Raw genomic sequence first — 19,932 nt, 5'->3', positions numbered from 1 at the left:
AACACGGGCTTTACGCGCCTGGGCTTGAGGGAAAGAGGCCCGATGATTGACGTCCTGGTCGTGGACGACGACTTCCGCGTCGCTGAGATAAACGCAAAGTACGTGGGCAAGGTTCCCGGCTTCCGGGTGGCCGCCCGCGCGCACAGCGCCGCCCAGGCTCTGGCCACCGTCGAGCGCGGCACCATCGACCTGGTCCTGCTCGACCACTACCTACCCGACCAGACGGGCCTCCAACTCGTCCACCGCATGCGGGAACAGGGCCACGGCACCGACGTCATCATGATCACGGCGGCCCACGACGTCACCACCGTGCAGACCGCAATGCGCCTGGGCGCCCTGCACTACCTCGTGAAGCCGTTCACCTTCGCCGCGCTGCGCAGCCGCCTCGACTCCTACGCCGCCCTGCGCCGCACCGTCGACCGGGTCGGCGGCCGAGGCATCGCCGGCCAGGAGACGGTCGACCGGATCTTCGGCGCCCTGCGCACCACCCCGGCACCGTCGTCACCGGGACTGCCGAGCGGCCACTCGGAGCCGACCACCGACCTGATCTGCGCGGTACTGCACGGCGCGGACCACCCCCTCTCGGCCCACGAGGTCGCCGCCGAGACCGGCCTGAGCCGCTCCACCGCCCAGCGCTACCTGCGCCACCTCGAACAGGCCGGCCGCCTCCGCCTCTCCCTGAAGTACGGCGACACGGGCCGCCCGGAACACCGCTACGCCTGGGTGGCGCCCTAGCAACCGCCCTCTGCCGGCTTCTGCCGACCTCTGCCCCCCAGCCGAACGCGCTACGAGGATGAAGGCCGCGCCCGCTACACGGCCCCCGCCCCCGTCAGTGACCGCACCTCGGTCTCCGCGTGCCTGGCCTCGTCCGGGAGCTCCGCCGAAGTGACCGTGCCGAGCCAGCCGGCGACGAAGCCCAGCGGGATCGAGACGAGGCCGGGGTTCTCCAGCGGGAAGTACTGGAAGTCCACGCCCGGGAAGAGGGACTGGGGGCTGCCCGACACCACCGGCGACAGCAGCACCAGCACGAGGGCCGGGATCAGCCCGCCGTACACGGCCCACACGGCTCCGCGTGTGGTGAAGCCGCGCCAGAACAGCGAGTAGAGCAGCACCGGCAGGTTCGCGGACGCGGCGACCGCGAAGGCCAGGCCCACCAGGAAGGCGACGTTGAGGTCGCGCGCCAGCAGACCGAGGGCGATCGCGACGACGCCGACACCGACCGCCGCCAGCCGTGCCACGGCGACCTCACTGCGCGGCTCGGAGCGCCCGCGTCGCAGTGACGCGTACAAGTCGTGGGCCACCGATGCCGAGGAGGCGAGGGTGATCCCGGCGACCACGGCGAGGATCGTGGCGAAGGCGACGGCGGCGACGATCGCGAACAGAACAGTTCCGCCGGTGGAATCGGCACCGCCGCCCAATTCGAGGGCGAGCAGCGGTACCGCCGTGTTCCCGGCCGCGTTCGAACCGCGGACCGCCTCAGGACCGATGATCGCCGCCGCTCCGAAGCCCAGGACGATCGTCATCAGGTAGAAGCCCCCGATGAGCCCGATCGCCCAGACCACCGAACGCCGTGCCGCCTGCGCGGTGGGCACGGTGTAGAAGCGGGAGAGGATGTGCGGCAGCCCCGCCGTGCCCAGCACCAGGGCGAGCCCGAGGCTGATGAAGTCGAAGCGCGCCGTCCAGTCCCCGCCGTACTTCAGCCCGGGAGCCAGGAACGCCGCCCCGTGACCGCTGCGCTCGGCCGCCGTCATCAACAATCGGTCGAAGTCGCCGTGGAACCGCATCATGACGAGCACCGTCAGCGCGATGGTGCCGCCGAGCAGCAGAACCGCCTTGACGATCTGGATCCACGTCGTGGCCCGCATCCCTCCCAACGACACATAGATCACCATGAGCGCCCCGACGCCGATGACCGCCCAGGCCTGCGCCGCCCCGCCCGTCCGCCCGAGGAGCAGCGCGACCAGACTGCCCGCACCCACCATCTGCGCCACCAGATACAGAACGGACACGGTGACCGAGGAAGTTCCCGCCGCGATACGCACCGGCCGCTCCCTCATCCGCGCCGCGACCACGTCGGCGAGCGTGAACCGCCCGCAGTTGCGCACCAGTTCGGCGACGAGGAACAGCACCACCAGCCAGGCCACCAGGAACCCCACCGAGTACAGCAGCCCGTCGTAGCCGAAGAGCGCGATCAGCCCGGAGATGCCCAGGAAGGATGCGGCCGACATGTAGTCGCCCGCGATGGCAAAACCATTCTCCATCGGTGAGAAGAGCCGCCCGCCCGCGTAGAACTCCTCGGCCGAACCCCGCCTTTTGCGGCTCACCCAGGTCGTGATCCCCAGGGTGACCGCGACGAACGCGCTGAACAGGAGCAACGCCGGCGTCTGATGGTTACCGTTCACGACGCACCGCCTCGGGCGCCGCGGGCCAGCTCCTGGGTGTCCCAGCGCAGTTCGAGTGCGGCGCGGTCCCTGCGCAGCCGGGCGTGCCGGGCGTAGCCCCAGGTGAGCAGGAAGGTGCTGAGGAACTGCCCGAGTCCGGCGAGCATCGCCACGTTCACGGCGCCCGCCACGGGCCGCGCCATGAACCCGGGTGCGATGGTCGCCGTCACCACATACCCCACGTACCAGGAGAAGAAGACCGCGACCGCCGGAATCACGAACCTCCGGTACCGGGTGCGCACCTCCTGGAAGGCGGCGCTCCGCTGCACCTCGAGATAGACGTCGGCCTCCGCCCCGCCCACCCGCTCCGGGCGCGGCTCCGCGACAGCCGCATCGAACGTGTTGTCGGCGACCGACTCGCCCCAGCCCGAGGCGAGTGCGTCGTACCAGGGGTCGTCGTATTGCACGTCCGTGGACGCCTCGGCCGGGGCCGAATCTTGACCTGCGTGGTCCTCGACGGATCTGTCGGGACCACCCCCGCCGCCGCGGGCGCGACCGTTGCTTGACTGCATGCCCAAGGATGGACAGAACGGGAAGATCCCTGACTCTTCTTCCCTGTGCTCTTCACCCCATCAGGTGACTTCGCCCGCGGGTGGCCGCACCAGCCCCTTCGCATAGGCGTAACGCACCGCCTGCGCCCGGTCCTTGATCCCCGTCTTGGCGAAGAGGTTGTTGATGTGGGTCTTCACGGTCGCGGTGGAGACATGCAGCCTGCGGCCGATCTCCTGGTTGCTGAGGCCCTCGGCGATCAGCACCAGCACCTCGGATTCCCGTGCGGTGAGCCCGTCCGGCAGCTCCGGGGGCGCGGTCGGCCTGGTTCCTGGTTCCGACAAGCGCTCCAGCAGCCGCAGCTGGATGCTCGGCGACAGCCCGGCGTCCCCCGACAGCACGCTGTGCACGGCCCGCACGATCTCGTCACCGCCCGCGTCCTTCGTGAGGTACCCGCGCGCCCCCGCTCTCAATGCCGGGAACAGCGAGTCGTCGTCCGCGTACGTCGTGAGCACCACGACCTGGGTCCCGGGGTGCTCCGTCCGGATCCGCCGCGTCGCCTCCACTCCGTCGCAGCGGGGCATCCGCAGGTCCATCAGCACAACGTCCGGGGCCAGTTCGGCAACGAGCTTCACCGCCTCGTCACCGTCACCGGCGGCACCGACGACCTCGACGCCGGGCAACAGCCCCAGCAGCATCACGATGCCCTCCCGCACGACGGTCTGGTCGTCCGCCACCACCACCCGCGCAAGCTTCTCCCCGCCCTCCTCCGTCATGCCGGCACCTTCAACGTCACCACGAACCCCTCCTCGCCCGGTCCGGCCCGCAGCGAACCGCCCAGCAGTTCGGCACGCTCCCGCATGCCCAGCAGACCGTATCCGGCCCCCGCCCCGGCGAGCTCGCCCGGAGAGCCTCCCGTGTCCCGTACGTCCAGCGTCACTTCGTGCGGGCCGTACTCCAGCCGCACCCGCACCTTGGCGCCCGGGGCGTGCTTGCGGACGTTCGTCAGGGCTTCCTGGGCGACCCGGCGCACGGCCTGCGACGCCTCGGCCGACAGCGGTCTGCGTTCACCCGTAATGGCGACCTCGGCAGTGTCCACCGCCGTGCCGACCAGACCGCTCAGGAAGTCCTCCAGCGGGGTCAGCTCGCCACGCAGAGCGGACAGCGCCTGCCGGGTCTCGGCGAGGCCGTCGCGGGCCATGCCCCGTGCCGCCACGACCCGTTCGTGGATCTGCTCGCGCTCGGCCCCGCGCTCGATCAGCAGTCTCGCCGCCTCCAGGTGCACCAGCTGCGCCGAGAGACTGTGGGCCAGTACGTCGTGGATCTCCCGCGCGATGCGCGTGCGCTCGGCCAGCGCGGCCGACTCCGCCTCCGCCGCACGGGCCGCACGCTCCTGGGCGAGCAGCCGCTGGGCACTGCCGCGGGCCTCGGCGTCCAGCCTCAGGGTGTATCCGGCGAGGGCCATTCCACCGACGGTGGCGACGGCGGCCGGGAACGAGTCGTCGCTGACCACGGCGAACCACCCGAAGGCGATCGAGGCGACGGGCAGTGCGGCCCCGATGGGCATCCGCTCCAGCGCCGTGATCGCACAACCGCACCACACGACGAGGGTCAGAGTCCCGAAGCCCGCGGAGTGGGCCGCGGCCGCCAGTCCCACCAGCAGCAGGACGAGCACCAGTGACGGCCCCAGCCGGTGCTGGAGCGTGGTCCGGAAGAAGGACCACGCCAGCACCCCGGCGACGATCACTCCCCCGGCACCGGCGGCCGTCATCCACCCATGAACGTGGTCGTTGTGGAAGGCGCCCCACAGCAACAGGGCGAGGACGAGCAGCCGCACGGTCCAGCCGAGCATGCGCCTGGTTCCCGACATCCCGTCGCGCCCCAGAGCCTCCCGAGAGGGCCAGCGTGTCCAGGCGTTCTCCCTCACACACGCTCCTTCCGTGCGGACGCGGCCAGGGTGTCACCGTACGACGTGCCCACCGCGTGAACCGGGCTCAGAGGCCGTGCCCGCCAGGCCATGATCCCGGAGCGGACCAGCAGGGTGCCGGCGAGCCCCAGCATCAGGGCCGAGCTGTCCTGGTGGACGCCGAGCATCGCGCCGCACGCGAACAGCCCCGCGCGCAGTCCGATGCCGACGATCCAGACGGCCACGCTCGCCTTGGTGCTCTTGCTCCACACGGCACCGTCCGTCGCCACCCATATCCGGGTGGTCCAGGCCCAGCCCGCTCCGGTGGCCAGGCCGACGAGCAGTTCGGCGCCGACGAGCAGGATCGACTCGGTGCGGTGGTGGGTGTCGAGGATGCCGGGCTCGCGCAGGGCCACGACCGCCAGGATCGCGGGGGCGAGCCACCATCGCCGGTCCGCGTCGATCCTTTGGACACGGAACTGGCGCACGATCACCAGGGCGATCACGGCCACGATCAGCAACGCGTTGACGAGCCCGGGCATCTGAGCCTCCGTGAGCGGAAGGGAGTGCCGGCGACGAGTGCCGCCGACGCCTTCGACGCTACGGAAACGCGCAGGTCCGCAGATCGGAGCCGGGGTGGATCACGGGTGGATCCTCGGACGCCCGCCGTCTCCACCCAGGGGTGGAGAGACACCCCTGCACGCGACGGTGCGGCGCCTGCCGGCGCCGCACCGTCCCCTTGCGAGCAGAGCGGTTACGCGTCGATCCGCGACCGGTCCAGCGTCGCCGCGGAGCTGGAGATGAACTCCTTGCGCGGCGCCACGTCGTTGCCCATCAGCAGATCGAAGACCTGCTCGGCGGCCTCCAGGTCGGAAAGGTTGATCCGGCGCAGGGTGCGGTGACGCGGGTCCATCGTGGTCTCCGCCAGCTGGTCGGCGTCCATCTCGCCGAGGCCCTTGTAGCGCTGGATGGAGTCCTTGTACCGGATGCCCTTGCTCTGGAACTCCATGAGCTTGTCGCGCAGCTCACGGTCCGAGTACGTGTAGACGTACTTGTCCTGCCCCTTCTTGGGCTGGATCAGCTCGATGCGGTGCAGCGGCGGCACCGCGGCGAACACCCGGCCGGCCTCGACCATGGGACGCATGTAGCGCTGGAACAGCGTCAGGAGCAGACAGCGGATGTGAGAGCCGTCCACGTCGGCGTCGGTCATCATGATGATCTTGCCGTAGCGGGCCGCGTCGATGTCGAAGGTACGCCCGGACCCGGCTCCTATGACCTGGATGATCGCACCGCACTCGGCGTTCTTCAGCATGTCCGTCACGGACGACTTCTGGACGTTGAGGATCTTGCCGCGGATCGGCAGCAGCGCCTGGAACTCGGAGTTGCGGGCGAGCTTTGCGGTGCCGAGCGCGGAGTCTCCCTCCACGATGAACAGCTCGCTGCGGTCGACGTCGTCGCTGCGGCAGTCGGCGAGCTTCGCGGGCAGCGAGGACGACTCCAGGGCCGTCTTGCGGCGCTGCGCGTCCTTGTGCTGGCGGGCGGCGATGCGCGTACGGGCCGCGGCGACGGCCTTCTCGAGGACCACGCGGGCCTGAGCGGCCGCGTCCCGCTTGGTGGAGGTCAGGAACGCCTTGAGCTCCTTGGAGACCACCTGCGTCACGATGCGGCGGGCCGCCGAGGTGCCGAGGACCTCCTTCGTCTGACCTTCGAACTGCGGCTCGGCGAGTCGCACGGTGACGACGGCGGTGAGGCCTTCCAGGGCGTCGTCCTTGACGACGTCGTCCTCGGCGACGCGCAGCAGCTTCTTGGTCCTCAGCACCTCGTTCATGGTGGCGGCGACGGCCTGCTCGAAGCCCGCGACGTGGGTGCCGCCCTTGGGGGTGGCGATGATGTTCACGAACGACTTGAGGGTCGTGTCGTAGCCGGTGCCCCAGCGCATGGCGATGTCGACGCCGAGCTCACGGGTGACCTGGGTGGGGGTCATCTGGCCGTGCTCGTCCAGGACGGGAACCGTCTCCCTGAACGTGCCCTGCCCGGACAAGCGCAGGACGTCACAGACAGGCTTGTCCGAGGCCAGGTACTCGCAGAACTCACTGATGCCGCCGTCGAAGCGGAAGGACTCCTCGCCCTTGCTGCCGCCCTCGCCGAGCCCGTACTCGTCACGGACGACGATCGTCAGGCCGGGCACCAGGAACGCGGTCTGGCGGGCACGCTGGTGCAGGTTCTCCAGGGAGAGCTTGGCCTCCTTGAGGAAGATCTGGCGGTCGGCCCAGTACCGCACGCGCGTGCCGGTGCGGGTCCTGGGAATCTTCTTGGCCTTGCGCAGACCGCTGCCGGACTCGAACTTCGAGTCCGGGCCGTTCGTGGCGAAGGCACCCGGGACACCTCGCCGGAAACTGATGGCGTGGGTGTGGCCGCTGCGGTCGACCTCGACGTCCAGGCGCGCCGAGAGCGCGTTCACCACGGAGGCGCCCACGCCGTGCAGACCGCCGGAGGCCGCGTAGGAGCCGCCGCCGAACTTGCCGCCGGCGTGCAGCTTGGTCATGACGACCTCGATGCCAGAGAGGCCGGTCTTGGGTTCGACGTCGACCGGGATGCCGCGGCCGTTGTCGCGCACCTCCACGGAGCTGTCGTCATGAAGGATCACTTCGATGTGGTCGCAGTAGCCCCCGAGGGCCTCGTCCACGGAGTTGTCGATGATTTCCCACAGGCAGTGCATCAGACCTCGACTGTCGGTCGAGCCGATGTACATACCCGGGCGCTTGCGCACGGCCTCGAGGCCCTCGAGGACGAGCAGGTGCCGCGCGGTGTAGTTGGAACCGTCCCGGTCTGCTCCTGCCAGCAGCGCTGTGGACGGCACGGACGTCTCGGCGGTCACGCGGTTCGCTCCTCGCTGAATTTCAGGGTGGGCCCTTCTGGGTAAGGGCGCGGCATCGGTAGCCATTCAGAGGGTACCGAGGCCTGGTAGAGCCGTTGTAACGCCACCCTCGTCTGACCTGAGCCTAGTCCAGAGTCGCATACACGTTCGATCCCTCGTTGGAGTGAAGTACATATCACGTTCCCTTCGGGGCATGAACCATTTAGGCTCCGGGCACGTCCTCATGAACAAACCGGCAATCCAGCCGGGAGGACCGACCACTGACCAAGAGCGCGAAACCGTAAGACACGACTGACACGCAATACGGCACATTCGCCGCCAAACCGGCAGCAGACGGCCGCCTCGAAGGATTTTTTTCGAGGAGAAGCCACGAGCGGGAACGTTTTGGGGCTGGTTGGATGTTGACCCTGGTACGACAGCTCGTCGAGCTAGAGAAGAGGCGACGTGACTACTGTTCTGACCCCCGCGAGCCCGCTGACGGCCGCTGATCGCTGCGACCGTTGCGGCGCCCAGGCCTACCTGCGGGTCGTCCTGGTGAGCGGCGGAGAACTGCTCTTCTGCGCCCACCACGGCCGCAAGTTCGAGCCGGAACTCAAGAAGATCGCCGCTGAGATACAGGACGAGACGGAGCGGCTGACGTCCGTTCCGGCAGCTACCTCCGAAGAAGAGCGCTGACGCTTCGCACCACGACGAGCCAGCTCCGGCACAGGCCGGCATACGGGCGGCCGCCCCTGCTTCCAGGGGCGGCCGCCCGTACTCACAGCGTGGTGAGGGCCGCTCAGGCGCCCTCAGGCACTTCGTGTGGCCGTCGCGCCCCGTCGCCGGGGCTCAGCGCCCGCACGACGTCGGACAGGCGCGTGTAGACGCCGGGGCTCCCCGGCCATCCGCAGCCGCTCCCCCACGACACCAGCCCGATCAGCCGCCCCTGGGCGACGAGCGGCCCCCCGCTGTCCCCCTGGCAGGCGTCCCGGCCGCCTCCCACCTCCCCCGCGCAGACCATGGCCGTGGCGAGGTACGTGCCTTCGGCGCCGCCCGGGTACGCCTTCTCGCACAGGGCGTCGTGCAGCACGTGTACGCGTGCGGCCCGCAGACTGGGCGCGTAGTCACCGGCGCTCGTGGTGTCCCCCCAGCCGTAGACCGCCGCTTCCACCCCCGGCTCGTAGGCGGGATCGTCCCCGGCGGCCATCCGGATCACCGCCGTCGGCGGGAGAGGCTCGGAGAGGGTGAGGACGGCGAAGTCCCCGGCGTTACTGAAAGCGTCGTAGCCCGGATTCACCCAGGTACGGCGCACCGGGATCTCCTGCCCCTGATCCGAGAGCAGGTTCGTACGTCCGGTGATGACCTTGAGATCGCGCACGCGGTCCGGTGGCGCGCCCAGGACGTCCTCGCCCAGGCAGTGGGCCGCGGTGAGCACGATGGTCGGCCCGACCGCCACACCTCCGCAGAACTGCCCCGACCGCATACCCCCGAACCGGTCACGGCTCGACAGGGCGACCGTCCAGGGGCTCACGGAGATGTCCACGGGGAATCCGCCGACGACGACACTGTCGGCAGCCACGGGGACGGCCGACACCAACGGTATGACGGCCGCCGCGGCCGCCAGGACCAGCGGCCGGGTCAACACCCGGACAATGAGACGACGCATGCGGGCTCCTCACTCTGGGGTGGTCGTGGGAAACCCAGAGTGATCCACGGCGTCGCGCCCCGCACCCGCGCCCGACGCCGAAGGCCCGGCTCCCCAAGGGGAGCCGGGCCTTCGGCGTCGTACTGGTGCGACCTAGTCGAGGTAGTCGCGCAGCACCTGGGAACGCGACGGGTGGCGCAGCTTCGACATGGTCTTGGACTCGATCTGGCGGATGCGCTCGCGCGTGACGCCGTACACCTTGCCGATCTCGTCGAGGGTCTTCGGCTGACCGTCGGTGAGACCGAAGCGCATCGAGACGACGCCCGCCTCGCGCTCCGACAGGGTGTCGAGGACGGAGTGCAGCTGCTCCTGAAGGAGCGTGAAGCTGACCGCGTCGGCCGGGACGACGGCTTCGGAGTCCTCGATGAGGTCACCGAACTCGCTGTCGCCGTCCTCGCCCAGCGGGGTGTGCAGCGAGATGGGCTCGCGGCCGTACTTCTGGACCTCGATGACCTTCTCCGGGGTCATGTCGAGCTCCTTGGCCAGTTCCTCCGGGGTGGGCTCGCGGCCCAGGTCCTGGAGCATCTGGCGCTGCACACGCGCGAGCTTGTTGATGACCTCGACCATGTGCACCGGGATACGGATGGTGCGGGCCTGGTCGGCCATCGCGCGGGTGATCGCCTGACGGATCCACCAGGTGGCGTACGTGGAGAACTTGTAGCCCTTGGTGTAGTCGAACTTCTCGACCGCGCGGATCAGACCGAGGTTGCCCTCCTGGATGAGGTCCAGGAAGAGCATGCCGCGGCCGGTGTAACGCTTGGCCAGCGAGACCACCAGACGGAGGTTGGCCTCCAGGAGGTGGTTCTTGGCGCGGCGGCCGTCCTCGGCGATGATCTCCAGCTCACGCTTGAGCTTCGGTGCCAGCTTGTCGGCGTTGGACAGCTTGTCCTCGGCGAACAGGCCCGCCTCGATGCGCTTGGCGAGCTCGACCTCCTGCTCGGCGTTGAGCAGGGGGACCTTGCCGATCTGCTTCAGGTAGTCCTTGACCGGGTCGGCGGTGGCGCCGGCCGCGGCGACCTGCTGGGCGGGCGCGTCGTCCTCGTCGTCGTCGGAGAGGACGAAGCCCGCGCTCTCGGTGCCCTCGGGCTCCTCGCCGGGCTTGGGGGTCTCCTCGAGAACCTCGTCCTCGAGGACCTCGGCGTCGTCCTTCTTCGCGCTGGTCTTCTTGGCCGCCGTCTTCTTGGCGACGGTCTTCTTCGCGACCGCCTTCTTGGCGGTCGTCTTCTTCGCTGCGGCCTTCTTGGCGGGCGTGGCTTCCTCGGCCGGGTCGACCGCAGCAGGGTCGGCGGGCGCTGCCGGGGCAGCCGTGGTGGCGGTGGCCTTCCTGGTGGTCACCGTCTTCGCTGCGACCGTCTTGGTGGCGGTGCGCTTGGCCGGACTCTTCGCTGCGACGCTCTTTCGGGTGCGCTTGGGCTCCGCGGCACTGACCATCAGCGTCACACCCTCTTCCTCGAGGATCTGGTTGAGGCTGCGCAGTACGTTCTTCCACTGAGTGGCCGGAATCTGGTCAGCTTCGAAGGCCCGACGCACATCGTCGCCGGCGATCTGCCCCTCAGCCTTTCCCCGCTCAATGAGCGCCATGACAGAGACGGACTCGGCGATCTCCGGCGGGAGCGTACGGGATGTGCTGGCCGACACGAACAACCTCTCGGAACGTTGGAAAACGGCTTCCGGCCCCGTCCAGGACGGACAGGAGCCGACCACCGGCCTTGGTAATGGGCCGACGGCGCGGGCGGGGGCCGGGGAAGATGCACAGCGCCTCGAACGGCGTCCGTATTCCCTCCGCGACTGTCACCTCTTAGGTCATCGCACTGCCCGCGCGAGCGTTACGCCCAATCTGCGTGGCCCGAGTCACACCCCGTAAGCAATCAAAAACGGTCAGACACGGGCAGAGCAGGTCAGCTGCCGCGCCGACCTGGACCGCTCCGGCGGATGTGCCACCTCATCGCACCGTCGGACCCCGCAGCAACCCGGAGGTTCCTGCGGGGTCCGACGGAGGACGACCCGCCGACTGACGGATGCCACAGGAGCGGGGAGACATCCCCGGCAGCGCCGCCCGCGGCGCGCGGTCAGTGTTCGCGCGGTGCGGGGACCACGCGCTCCACTTCGGGGTGGATGGTGAGCAGCTGGCGCATGGCCGCCTCGGCGCCCGGGCCGTCGGCACCGGCGAGGGCGTCCACGATCCTGGCGTGGTGCGCGAGAGAGGTCTCGTTCGGCCGGTCACAGCCCGTGACCGGGCCGCCTGAGACCTGCAGGGCGGCCGACACGATCCCGGACAGGTGCTCCAGCATGCGATTGCCCGCGACCTGGATGAGCAGGGAGTGGAACTCGGCGTCCGCGCGGGAGAAGGTGAGCGCGTCACCCTGCGCCAGGGCGTGACCCATGATCTCGACCATGTCGACCAGCCGCTGCTGTACGTCCTCGCGCCCGTGCCCGGCGGCGAGCCGGGCGGCGAGCGGCTCGATCGTCCAGCGCAGCTCGCTCAGCTCACGGCGCTGATCGTCGCGCTGCGGCCCGAAGGCGCGCCACTCGATGATGTCCGGGTCGAGGAGGTTCCAGTCACTGACGGGGCGCACGCGCGTGCCGACGTTCGGACGGGCACTCACCAGGCCCTTGGCTTCCAGGACGCGGAGCGACTCACGGACGACGGTGCGGGAGACCTCGAACCGCTGGCCGATCTCCTCGGGGACCAGCGGCCGGTCGGCACCCAGGTCGCCCGAGACGATCATCTGGCCCAGCTGCTGGACGAGTTGGCCGTGCAACCCGCGGCCCCGGCTGCCCGTGGCGCGCCGGCCCACCCGGCCCAGGTCGGGGTCCGCGCTCTCCCAGGAGGGAGCTCCGACGCGGTCGGCGGCGGGGGCCTCCGCGTAGGGATAGCGGTCGAGTCCGCCCGGGCCGGCCAGACCGGAGTCTGCGGAGCGGGCGGCGGTCATCATGGTGTGCGCAAGGGTACTCACGGATCCTTTGTCGGCGTTGGCTCCAACTCCCTTGAGGTCTTTGGTGAAAAGCACACGAAAGGGTGATCGCTCACCCCGTCGCAATTGACGCCTTATCGGAAAGAAACGGGCGTTCTTCGGGGAGTTGCGTGCAGGCCGGGAACCGAAGGGCGCCGATGTCGTCACCGGACCCTGCTACGCAGGGTCGCGAGCAGATACGCGCAGAGCAGGGCGGTCAGCGACAACGTCAGCGCCCCGCCGACGGGTTGGGCGACGACCTTGGCCACACCGGAAAGATAGCGCTCTCCCCCGAAGGGCCACTGCAGCAGGAACACCTCCCGAAGCCGCATGGGAACCCCTGCGGCGGTCCGCACGGACGGCCCCTCCAAGACCTTTTGTACGAGGGGTACGACGACGACGGGCACGGCGAGCACCGCCGCGAGCCCGGCCGTGGTGGACCGGAAGACTCCCGCGGCCAGCACTCCGGCCCAGGCACACCCGGCCACGAGACCGGTCCAACTCGCACCGAGGGAGATCCAGTCCGCGGGAACCTGAGCGAGCTCCCGTCCGTAGACGAGATAGAGCACTTCGGCGTCGCAGCCGATCGTGAGGGAGGCCAGCAGCAGTGCGGTGGCACCGGTGACGAGGAGCTTGGCGGCAAGCAGCCCCAGCCGACGGGGTACGGTGCCGCGGTCCGCAGCCAGGGCGGGGTGGCGGAACTCGTCGCCGAAGGCGAGCGCGCCCAGGAGCCCGGCGCCGAACGCCGCGGGCGGCAGGGGCAGCTCCCGTGGCCACGCGGCCAGCAGGCGGGGCTGAGGGGTGTGCCCGAAACGGGCCAGCAGTACGGCGGTGAGGGCGGAGGTGACGAGCACTGCGGTGGCCGTGAGGAACGCGGTACTGATGCCGGCGACTCGACGGAGTTCGTAGCGGAGCGGGCGAAGGGGGCTGGGAGCGGGGCGGACCGAGATGGGCGGAGGCAGCGGGGGGAGAGCGTCGAGTGTGTGGGCTGCGGGCGGACGGACGATGTGCGGGGTGGGGTGCGGGCCGGATGGTTGCGGGGGGTGTGTGGTCGAGGCGAGGGAGCGCGGGGGCTGGGCTGGGTCGGTTGGGTCGGAGCCGTCTTCAGCCTCGGTATCGGCTGGGTGACGGGGGCTTCGCTCAGCGGTGAACCCGTGGAGCTGCTCGGCGACTGTCTGGTGGGCGTCGGGCCAAGGCCACTCACCGCCGGCGACCGTCGACCTCTCCCGGGTCGGCTCTGACTCGTCGGAGCCATCCACCGGGACGGCGGGGCATGGATGATCGGGGCCCTCCGCTTCGATGGCCGGGCACAGGCCATCCGAGCCGTCCGCTCCCGCCTCCGGACGCACATGGTCAGCGCCCTCTACGCCCGCTCCCGGCCCCATGTCCCCGACCTCGTCCGCGAGTTGGTGGACCAGGATGCCGTTGCGGAAGGCCGTTTCGCCGACCTCGGCGCAGGTGGTGCCGTAGACGGAGAGATGATTGCCGCCTTCCTGCACGACCTCGACGGAGAGGTGGGAGGTGCGGGCCTTCTTGGTCAGCAGGGCCGCGAGGCGGGCGGCGTGCGGGCTACGGACGGCGACGCGGGGGCGGAGGCGCGTGCGGGCGAAGTCCGTGGCCTCTTGGTCGGCGACGAGTCTGCCCTGTTCCAGGGTGACGACCCGGTCGGCGGTGCGGGCCGCTTCCTTGGGCTCGGCCGTGGTCAGCAGGACCGTACCGCCGTGCGCCGCGTGGGCGCGCAGCATGCCGTGCAGCCAACGGCTTTCACGGACGGAGAGACCGTCGGCGGGATCGTCGAGCACGAGTGTGTGCGGGTCGCTGAGCAGGGCGCAGGCCAGGCCGAGCCGACGGTCCATGCCACGCGACAGGGTGCCGAGGCGTTCCTCGCGCAGGCTGAGGAAACCGACCGCTTCCAGGACTTCGTCGGCCCGTCGGACGGGTACGCCCGCAGCCGCGCAGAGCATGCGGAGGTGGCCGCGGACCGTGCGGGCCGGGTGACCGGGCACGTCACCGAGGAGCACCCCGACCTCGCGGGACGGGTGGGCGATGCGGTGCAGGGGGCGGCCCCTGAAGTAGGTGATGCCACGGCCCTGTTGAAGTTCGAGCATGAGTCTCAGCGCCGTGGTCTTGCCCGCACCCGGCGCTCCGAGCAGGACGGTGACGTGGCCCGCACGCGCCTCGAAGGAGACGTCGTCGACGGCAGGCGGAAGCTCCTTGCGGGAGTTGCTGGTCAGTCCGATGGCCTGGATCACCCAAAGCAAGATAGCGTGCTATGTCCGGTTTTTCGGGCACCGCACTGCTGGCCGGCCGAGGATGGAAGTCACACCTCCGGGCGCAGCATCGGGGGGTTGAGCAGCGTGGCGCCGCCGGCGCGGAAGAGCTGCGCGGGGCGGCCGCCCTGACGTGTGGTGGTACCGCCGGTGGGAACCAGGAAGCCGGGCGTCCCCGTCACTTTGCGATGGAAGTTGCGTGGGTCGAGCGCGACTCCCCACACCGCCTCGTAGACACGGCGCAGCTCACCGACCGTGAATTCGGCAGGGCAGAACGCCGTGGCCAAGGAGGAGTACTCGATCTTGGAGCGAGCGCGTTCCACCCCGTCCGCGAGGATCTGGGCGTGGTCGAAGGCGAGCGGGGCGACCGGTTCGCCGTCACGGCCGTAACCACCCTGCTGCAGCAGCTCCTCGACGGGCGCCCAGCGGGCGTTGCTGGCGTCGCCGCCCGCCCGGGGCGCGGGCAGGTCGGGAGCGAGCGCCAGGTGGGCGACGCTGACCACGCGCATCCGGGGGTCACGCTTGGGATCGCCGTACGTGGCGAGTTGCTCCAGGTGGGCGCCGTATTCCGGGACCGGGACGGAGGGGTCGTGGGCGCGCAGTCCGGTCTCTTCGGCCAGCTCGCGTGCGGCGGCCTGCGCCAGGTCCTCGTCGGCCCGTACGAAACCGCCGGGGAGCGCCCAGCGCCCCTGGAACGGCGGCTCCCCCCTGCGTACCGCGAGCGCACAGAGGGCATGGCGGCGCACGGTCAGCACGACCAGGTCCACGGTGACGGCGAAGGGCGGAAACGCTGACGGGTCGTAGGGCATGCGGCGATCATAGTCGTCTGCCTGACGATAAACACTCCCTTCATCGGCCGCACAGGTGGCTGATCCACTTCGTTCCGTTCTGAGCCTCGTCTCTGCTCCCCGCTGTCCGGATTCTGTGCGTCGTACGAGGTCACACCCCCAGTTGCAGGCCGTCAGCCGCTTCCTCGACCATGGCCAGGCCGAGCCGGCTGACCCGCACGGAGAAGGGGGCACCCGCCACCCGTAAGCCCGTCAGGCCGATCTCGCCCAGGGGGGCGCTGTGCATGGGGCGCAGCGTGACCGTCCCGGCCGGGGCGTCGGGGCGGATGCCCGCGAGGGTGGTCAGCAGCAGCACCCCCGCGGCCGCCGCGGTGGCGGCGGGTCGGCAAGCGGCCGGGTGCGGCAGGGGAGCGCTCCCGTCGGTGCGCTGCTCCCCCGCGTACATCTCCGGCAGCCGGTGGTCGAAGGCTTCGGCCGCCGCCAGCACGCCCCTCAACAGCGAACCCGCCTCCTTCTCGTATCCGGCGTCGGCCAGGCCCGCGACGGCGACCGCCGTCTCCTGCACGCGTACGGCGCCGACGCGGTGCCCGAACGGGTTGTGTCCCGGCTCCTTCACGCCCAGTCCGCGCAGCCCCCACCCCGAGTCAAGCACCGGACTGCCGAACAGCCTCGCCAGCTGTTCGGTCTGCACCTTGTCGAGCAGTCCGGGTGCCCGTTCGCCGCCGCCCAGCAGGCCGGTGTCGAGGAGATGGGCGGCAGCCGCACCGAGATGCGGTACAGGTCGTCCGTCGGGAGCGAGGGCGGCGGCCGGACGGCCGCCGCCGAGGTCGTCGATCCAGAAGTCCTCCCGGAAGGCCGTCCGGAGTGCCCGGGCCCACTGCCGCAGCTCGGTGCCGCCCGGCCTGCCGCAGGCGTCGAGCAGGTCGGCGCCCAGCAGCGCCGCGCGGTGGGCATGGGCCTGCGTCTCGCACCGGGCGGGTCCGCCGGGCTGCGGATCGCGTATGTACGGGCCGTCGCCCGCGGTGGTCCTCAGCCAGGTAAGACAGCGCTCGGCCGTCGGCAGCAGCTCCTGTGTCTCGGCCTCGGGGAGCCCCCAGCGGCGGGCCTCGGCGAGGAGCACGGGAAACAGGAGCGTGGCCTCCGTGCCCGTGCATCCCGGCGGCAGATGTCCGCCGGCGTCCCGTCGCGGCCCGGGGATCATGCCGGATCGAGGGCCCGGGCCGGGGATCTGGGTGCGGGCGAGGGTGCGCAGTGTGCCCGCGGCCAGCCGGGTGCCGAGGGGCAGCGCCATTCGGGCCGCGGCGAGGGCCTCGGCCGGGGCCAGGCCGCACCTCCAGGGGGCCCCGGCCGCGAGGTGCGTGTCCGCAGGGTGCGCCGGGTCGCGCACCAACAGGGCCTGGAGGTCTTCGACGCTGGTCCGCAGGAGTATCTGAACGCGTGGGTCGTCGCCCGTCGCTTTCGCGGGAGCCGTCGCGCCGGCGGGAGTCAGGGGGCTGGTCGCCGCGCGGCCCACGGCTCGGACCGGGCCCGCGCCTTCCGGGCGTACCCGTAGCTCCACGGTCGTGCTGCCGCCCGGAGGCAGTTCGAACTCCCAGCGCAGCAGGCCGGCGGAGGCCAGCGCGTCGGTGGGCGGCGGGTCTGCCGTGACGGACGAGGACCCGCTGGGGCCGGTCCAGCGCAGACCGGAGTCGTGGACGCTCGCGGGCAGCTCGGGTCCTGTGGTGCAGGACGCGATCGCCCCCAGGTCGGCGAGGTCCGTGCCGAGGGCCACCTCGACCGGCAGGCGCAGGGGGCGCGGTGCCACGCTGTGCAGGGTGATCCGCTCCGTGCCGTCCGCCTGACGGATCCGCTCGACGACGACGTCCGGGTCGGGTCCTGCGTGCGGGGAGGTACGCAGGGTGCCCACGAAACGGGCCTGGTCGGCCGCGGTCATCCGGGCCTGAACCGCGAGCGGCTCACGCCCTGCCACGCGCACCTGGCACCGGGCGAGCACACGTCGGCCGGCCCGGTAGAACCCCTCCAGCCCTCGGCCTGTCAGCTGCCCTTCCCTCGTGGAGATGGCGAGGCCGGGGAGGGCGACGCAGATCATGGCGGAGTGCACGGGAGGCAGTTCGCCGGAACGGCGAGGGGCTGGAGCCGTGGTCGGGGGTCTGGTGCCTCGGGGGGAGGTGAGGGAAGCGCGTCGCGTCTGGTCGGTGGGTGGGGACGGGGGCGACGTCCGGGTGGGGGCGATGGGCGGAGTGTTGGACGGTCGGGGGGCCGGACGGGGAGAGGACCAAGCCTTTGGAGCGTCGGTGGGTTGAGGTGGAGAGCAGCCCTCTCCGGGGCCGGTGGGCCGGGTCGGCGAGGCGGGCTCGTGGTGTCCGGTGCCGCCGGCCGCAGTCGGCAGACCGACGCCGGGCCGACGAGGCGGCGAGGCCCGGTTGATGGTGGAGCGGTCGTCGTCGGTGGTGGCGGGCGAGGTCGGCTGATGCATGCGCTGGCTTTCTCCTGCGCTCTGTGTGCCTCGGGCGTGGTCGGCGCCGGGTCGAAGGCCCCGGCAGGACAGGGGCGGGTGGCGACACACCCCGGCCGGGCGGTTCCGCCACTCAGGTGAACGGAGCGGGACTCCCCAGGGTCACGGCCATGGCTGGGCAGCCCCTCCGAATGGCCGGTGTGTGTCGCCAAGACCGGGCTTCGGCTGCGTCTCACGGTTCAGGAGCGGCTCACACCTCCCGCTCGCCGTCACCACTCGCGGGGTTGAGTCCTCCCGCACAGGTGTCTCGGCGCCGTGCCGCTCCCTTCCCCGTGGCGCGGGGGCGCGTACCGCCGGTTCGCGCGGTGGTGGGGCCCGTTCGGCCTGAGGTCGGCGTGCGGGGGCGCAGAGCGTTCGGCCCGGCCTCGCGTCCTCCGCTGCTCGGGACGTGGGAGGAGTCAGCGGCACCCGCGGGGCGTGGGCGGCGGCGCCGACGGGAGGTCGGCTGGGGCACGGGCTCGGGGCTCGTCACCGCGTCGATGCCCTCACCCTCCTCGGCCTCGTCCGCTCGGTCGGCGCCATCGCTCTCCTGCGCCTGCTCCACCCCGTGGACGCCTTCGCTCTCCTCTGCCTGCTCCACCCCGTACTCGTCGCCTTCGTTCCCCTCCGCGTCCACCACCCCGCCGTCGTCGCCTTCATTCCCCTCCGCGTCCGCCACCCGATAGACACCCTCGGGAAGAATCTCGGCCCCCTCCCCCATGCCGAGGCCTTCGGACTCCCTCGCACCGCCTGGCCTCGCTTCTGCGGTCCGCCTCCGATCCGCTCGTTCGCCGCGCAGGCAGCGTCGGACCGACTCCGGGTCCACGCCCTCGTTGCAGGCCTGGTGGAGGAGGCGGGCGAAGAGGTAATCCGGATCCGCGCCCAGGGCCATCGCGAAGGCTTCCCTGGCCTCGATGCCGTCGCCGGTCGACCAGGCCACCCAGCCGGCCAGGGTGAGAGGAGCTGCGGCGTGCTCGCCGTAGGGGCCCACGCAGCGGCGGGCCAGGGCTCGCCAGAGGCGTAGGGCGGGGCCCGCCTCGTCGCCCTCCATCCACTCGGCCGCGCGATCACGGGTCGTGCGGTCCTGGAGGCCGAGGATCAGCGTCGCGGCTTCGTCGTGCCCGATCAGTTCGTCGTCGCGGCGGTCCGCCATGAGCGTGCCGGACACGGGCGGTGCTTCGGCGAGGCGCCCCAGCACGAGTTCGGCCAGTTTCACCGTCTCCGCTGCCACTTCGAGGCGGCCCGTGTCGTCGAGGATCCTGGGAATCAGCGCCCTGTTGGCCGTGTCCAGGGCGGCATTCTGCTCCAGGGCCGCGGCTGTCTCCCAAGGGAGCAGCCTGGCGCGCAGTTCCCGCAGGGTGCCGCGTACCTGGATCCCCGCGTAGGTGGCGGCCGCGGCGAGGACGGAGGTGCCCGGCAGGCCCATGGGCGTCCCCTCGACGGGACAGCAGCCCTCGCTGCCGCAGCAGTACGACCAGAAGCGGCCGTCGGAGATGCACAGCGCCTCGATCACCGGCACGTCGAGAGCGCCGCACTCGACGCGCAGCTTCTGGGCCAGCGGTCGCAGTCGTTCCATGACCTGCCGCCCCGACTCGCCCGTGGTCGGCTCTTGGCAGACGTAGGCGACGATCTGCTCGGGCCGGGCTCCTCTGCGTTCGCTGCCGGTCACCAGGCCGTGCGCCAACTGACGGGCCACGGGTGCCCAGTCGTCCGTGTGCGCGGGAATGCCGAGCCGGGCCCGGCCGCCGAACCTTCCGCGGCCGTCCCGGTCGTGGAGGGCAACCAGGACGATGCTGTCCTCGGGGCGGTAGCCGAGCAGGTAGGGCAGGGCGTCTGCCAGTTCGGCCGGCGTGCGCAGGGTGACCTGGTGGGTGCCGTGGCCTTCGTACGGGTCTTGTCCGTCACGTCCGGCAATATCGTCGTCTTCGAAAGATCCAGTGGTTTCGCCGTGATTCGTCATGCGCCGACGATCTCGCGGATCACGAAGTTCCGCTTGACCCTGTGGATAACTCAAGTCAGGGACACGTC

The 19,932-nt window shown here is 70.9% G+C and carries 15 protein-coding genes; 2 read left to right on the top strand and 13 right to left on the bottom strand.

The genetic code is table 11. The features are described 5' to 3' along the window. Nucleotides 1–42: 42 nt before the first annotated feature. Entirely contained in the window at nt 43–735 is a 693-nt protein-coding gene (locus ACFYWX_RS33375) for a response regulator (protein WP_389428562.1), read from the top strand. Nucleotides 736–809: 74 nt separating this feature from the next. Here ACFYWX_RS33375 and ACFYWX_RS33370 read toward each other — a convergent pair whose 3' ends face one another. The 6 genes from ACFYWX_RS33370 to ACFYWX_RS33345 form a co-directional block, all read right to left on the bottom strand. Continuing rightward, nucleotides 810–2,402 carry a cation acetate symporter gene (locus ACFYWX_RS33370; protein ID WP_389428560.1) on the bottom strand — a complete coding sequence of 531 codons (1,593 nt, stop codon included), beginning with the start codon at nt 2,400–2,402 and terminating at the stop codon, nt 810–812. Then, nucleotides 2,399–2,953, bottom strand: a complete 555-nt coding sequence (locus ACFYWX_RS33365; RefSeq protein WP_389428558.1) for a DUF485 domain-containing protein — start codon at nt 2,951–2,953, stop codon at nt 2,399–2,401. Before ACFYWX_RS33365 ends, ACFYWX_RS33370 begins: the two co-directional genes overlap by 4 nt. 60 nt (nt 2,954–3,013) lie before the next feature. Beyond that, the gene (locus ACFYWX_RS33360; protein WP_389428556.1) at nt 3,014–3,706 is read right to left on the bottom strand and encodes a response regulator; all 693 of its coding nucleotides are present in this window, start codon (nt 3,704–3,706) and stop codon (nt 3,014–3,016) included. Then, nucleotides 3,703–4,857, bottom strand: a complete 1,155-nt coding sequence (locus tag ACFYWX_RS33355) for a sensor histidine kinase (protein ID WP_389428554.1) — start codon at nt 4,855–4,857, stop codon at nt 3,703–3,705. Before ACFYWX_RS33355 ends, ACFYWX_RS33360 begins: the two co-directional genes overlap by 4 nt. After that, nucleotides 4,854–5,378, bottom strand: a complete 525-nt coding sequence (locus ACFYWX_RS33350) for a DUF1453 domain-containing protein (RefSeq protein ID WP_389428553.1) — start codon at nt 5,376–5,378, stop codon at nt 4,854–4,856. Before ACFYWX_RS33350 ends, ACFYWX_RS33355 begins: the two co-directional genes overlap by 4 nt. 212 nt (nt 5,379–5,590) lie before the next feature. Next, nucleotides 5,591–7,714, bottom strand: coding sequence for a type IIA DNA topoisomerase subunit B (locus ACFYWX_RS33345; RefSeq protein ID WP_389428551.1), 2,124 nt, complete (start codon nt 7,712–7,714; stop codon nt 5,591–5,593). 444 nt (nt 7,715–8,158) lie between these two features. Here ACFYWX_RS33345 and ACFYWX_RS33340 point away from each other — a divergent pair, with 444 nt between their 5' ends. Beyond that, complete coding sequence (locus tag ACFYWX_RS33340; protein WP_389428549.1) at nt 8,159–8,389, top strand: hypothetical protein; 231 nt, start codon at nt 8,159–8,161, stop codon at nt 8,387–8,389. Between the two features lie 103 nt (nt 8,390–8,492). Here ACFYWX_RS33340 and ACFYWX_RS33335 read toward each other — a convergent pair whose 3' ends face one another. From ACFYWX_RS33335 to ACFYWX_RS33305, 7 genes are all read right to left on the bottom strand, one after another. Further along, nucleotides 8,493–9,359: a S1 family peptidase gene (locus ACFYWX_RS33335; RefSeq protein WP_389428547.1), complete on the bottom strand. Its 867-nt coding sequence runs from the start codon at nt 9,357–9,359 to the stop codon at nt 8,493–8,495. Nucleotides 9,360–9,491: 132 nt separating this feature from the next. Further along, complete coding sequence (locus tag ACFYWX_RS33330; protein ID WP_389428545.1) at nt 9,492–11,036, bottom strand: RNA polymerase sigma factor; 1,545 nt, start codon at nt 11,034–11,036, stop codon at nt 9,492–9,494. Between the two features lie 431 nt (nt 11,037–11,467). Next, nucleotides 11,468–12,355, bottom strand: coding sequence for a FadR/GntR family transcriptional regulator (locus ACFYWX_RS33325; RefSeq protein ID WP_389428543.1), 888 nt, complete (start codon nt 12,353–12,355; stop codon nt 11,468–11,470). Nucleotides 12,356–12,516: 161 nt separating this feature from the next. Next, the gene (locus tag ACFYWX_RS33320) at nt 12,517–14,604 is read right to left on the bottom strand and encodes an ATP-binding cassette domain-containing protein (RefSeq protein WP_389428541.1); all 2,088 of its coding nucleotides are present in this window, start codon (nt 14,602–14,604) and stop codon (nt 12,517–12,519) included. A 68-nt stretch (nt 14,605–14,672) separates the two neighbouring features. After that, nucleotides 14,673–15,431: an NUDIX hydrolase gene (locus tag ACFYWX_RS33315; protein ID WP_133932823.1), complete on the bottom strand. Its 759-nt coding sequence runs from the start codon at nt 15,429–15,431 to the stop codon at nt 14,673–14,675. Nucleotides 15,432–15,561: 130 nt separating this feature from the next. Continuing rightward, a complete protein-coding gene (locus ACFYWX_RS33310) occupies nt 15,562–17,499 on the bottom strand; it encodes a glycogen debranching N-terminal domain-containing protein (protein WP_389428614.1) in 1,938 nt (645 codons plus the stop codon). A 616-nt stretch (nt 17,500–18,115) separates the two neighbouring features. Then, nucleotides 18,116–19,864 (bottom strand): DUF4192 family protein, encoded by a 1,749-nt coding sequence (locus tag ACFYWX_RS33305; protein ID WP_389428539.1) that lies wholly within the window; start codon nt 19,862–19,864, stop codon nt 18,116–18,118. Between the last annotated feature and the right edge of the window lie 68 nt (nt 19,865–19,932).

This window comes from Streptomyces sp. NPDC002888 (assembly GCF_042888465.1).
Taxonomy (GTDB): domain Bacteria; phylum Actinomycetota; class Actinomycetes; order Streptomycetales; family Streptomycetaceae; genus Streptomyces.
This window is presented reverse-complemented; position numbering and strand designations above follow the sequence as displayed.

Coding starts and splice junctions, on each gene's coding strand:
- ACFYWX_RS33350 (WP_389428553.1), bottom strand. CDS start 5,378: ATGCCCGGGCTCGTCAACGCGTTGCTGATCGTGGCCGTGATCGCCCTG.
- ACFYWX_RS33315 (WP_133932823.1), bottom strand. CDS start 15,431: ATGCCCTACGACCCGTCAGCGTTTCCGCCCTTCGCCGTCACCGTGGAC.
- ACFYWX_RS33305 (WP_389428539.1), bottom strand. CDS start 19,864: ATGACGAATCACGGCGAAACCACTGGATCTTTCGAAGACGACGATATT.
- ACFYWX_RS33310 (WP_389428614.1), bottom strand. CDS start 17,499: ATGATCTGCGTCGCCCTCCCCGGCCTCGCCATCTCCACGAGGGAAGGG.
- ACFYWX_RS33375 (WP_389428562.1), top strand. CDS start 43: ATGATTGACGTCCTGGTCGTGGACGACGACTTCCGCGTCGCTGAGATA.
- ACFYWX_RS33360 (WP_389428556.1), bottom strand. CDS start 3,706: ATGACGGAGGAGGGCGGGGAGAAGCTTGCGCGGGTGGTGGTGGCGGAC.
- ACFYWX_RS33335 (WP_389428547.1), bottom strand. CDS start 9,359: ATGCGTCGTCTCATTGTCCGGGTGTTGACCCGGCCGCTGGTCCTGGCG.
- ACFYWX_RS33365 (WP_389428558.1), bottom strand. CDS start 2,953: ATGCAGTCAAGCAACGGTCGCGCCCGCGGCGGCGGGGGTGGTCCCGAC.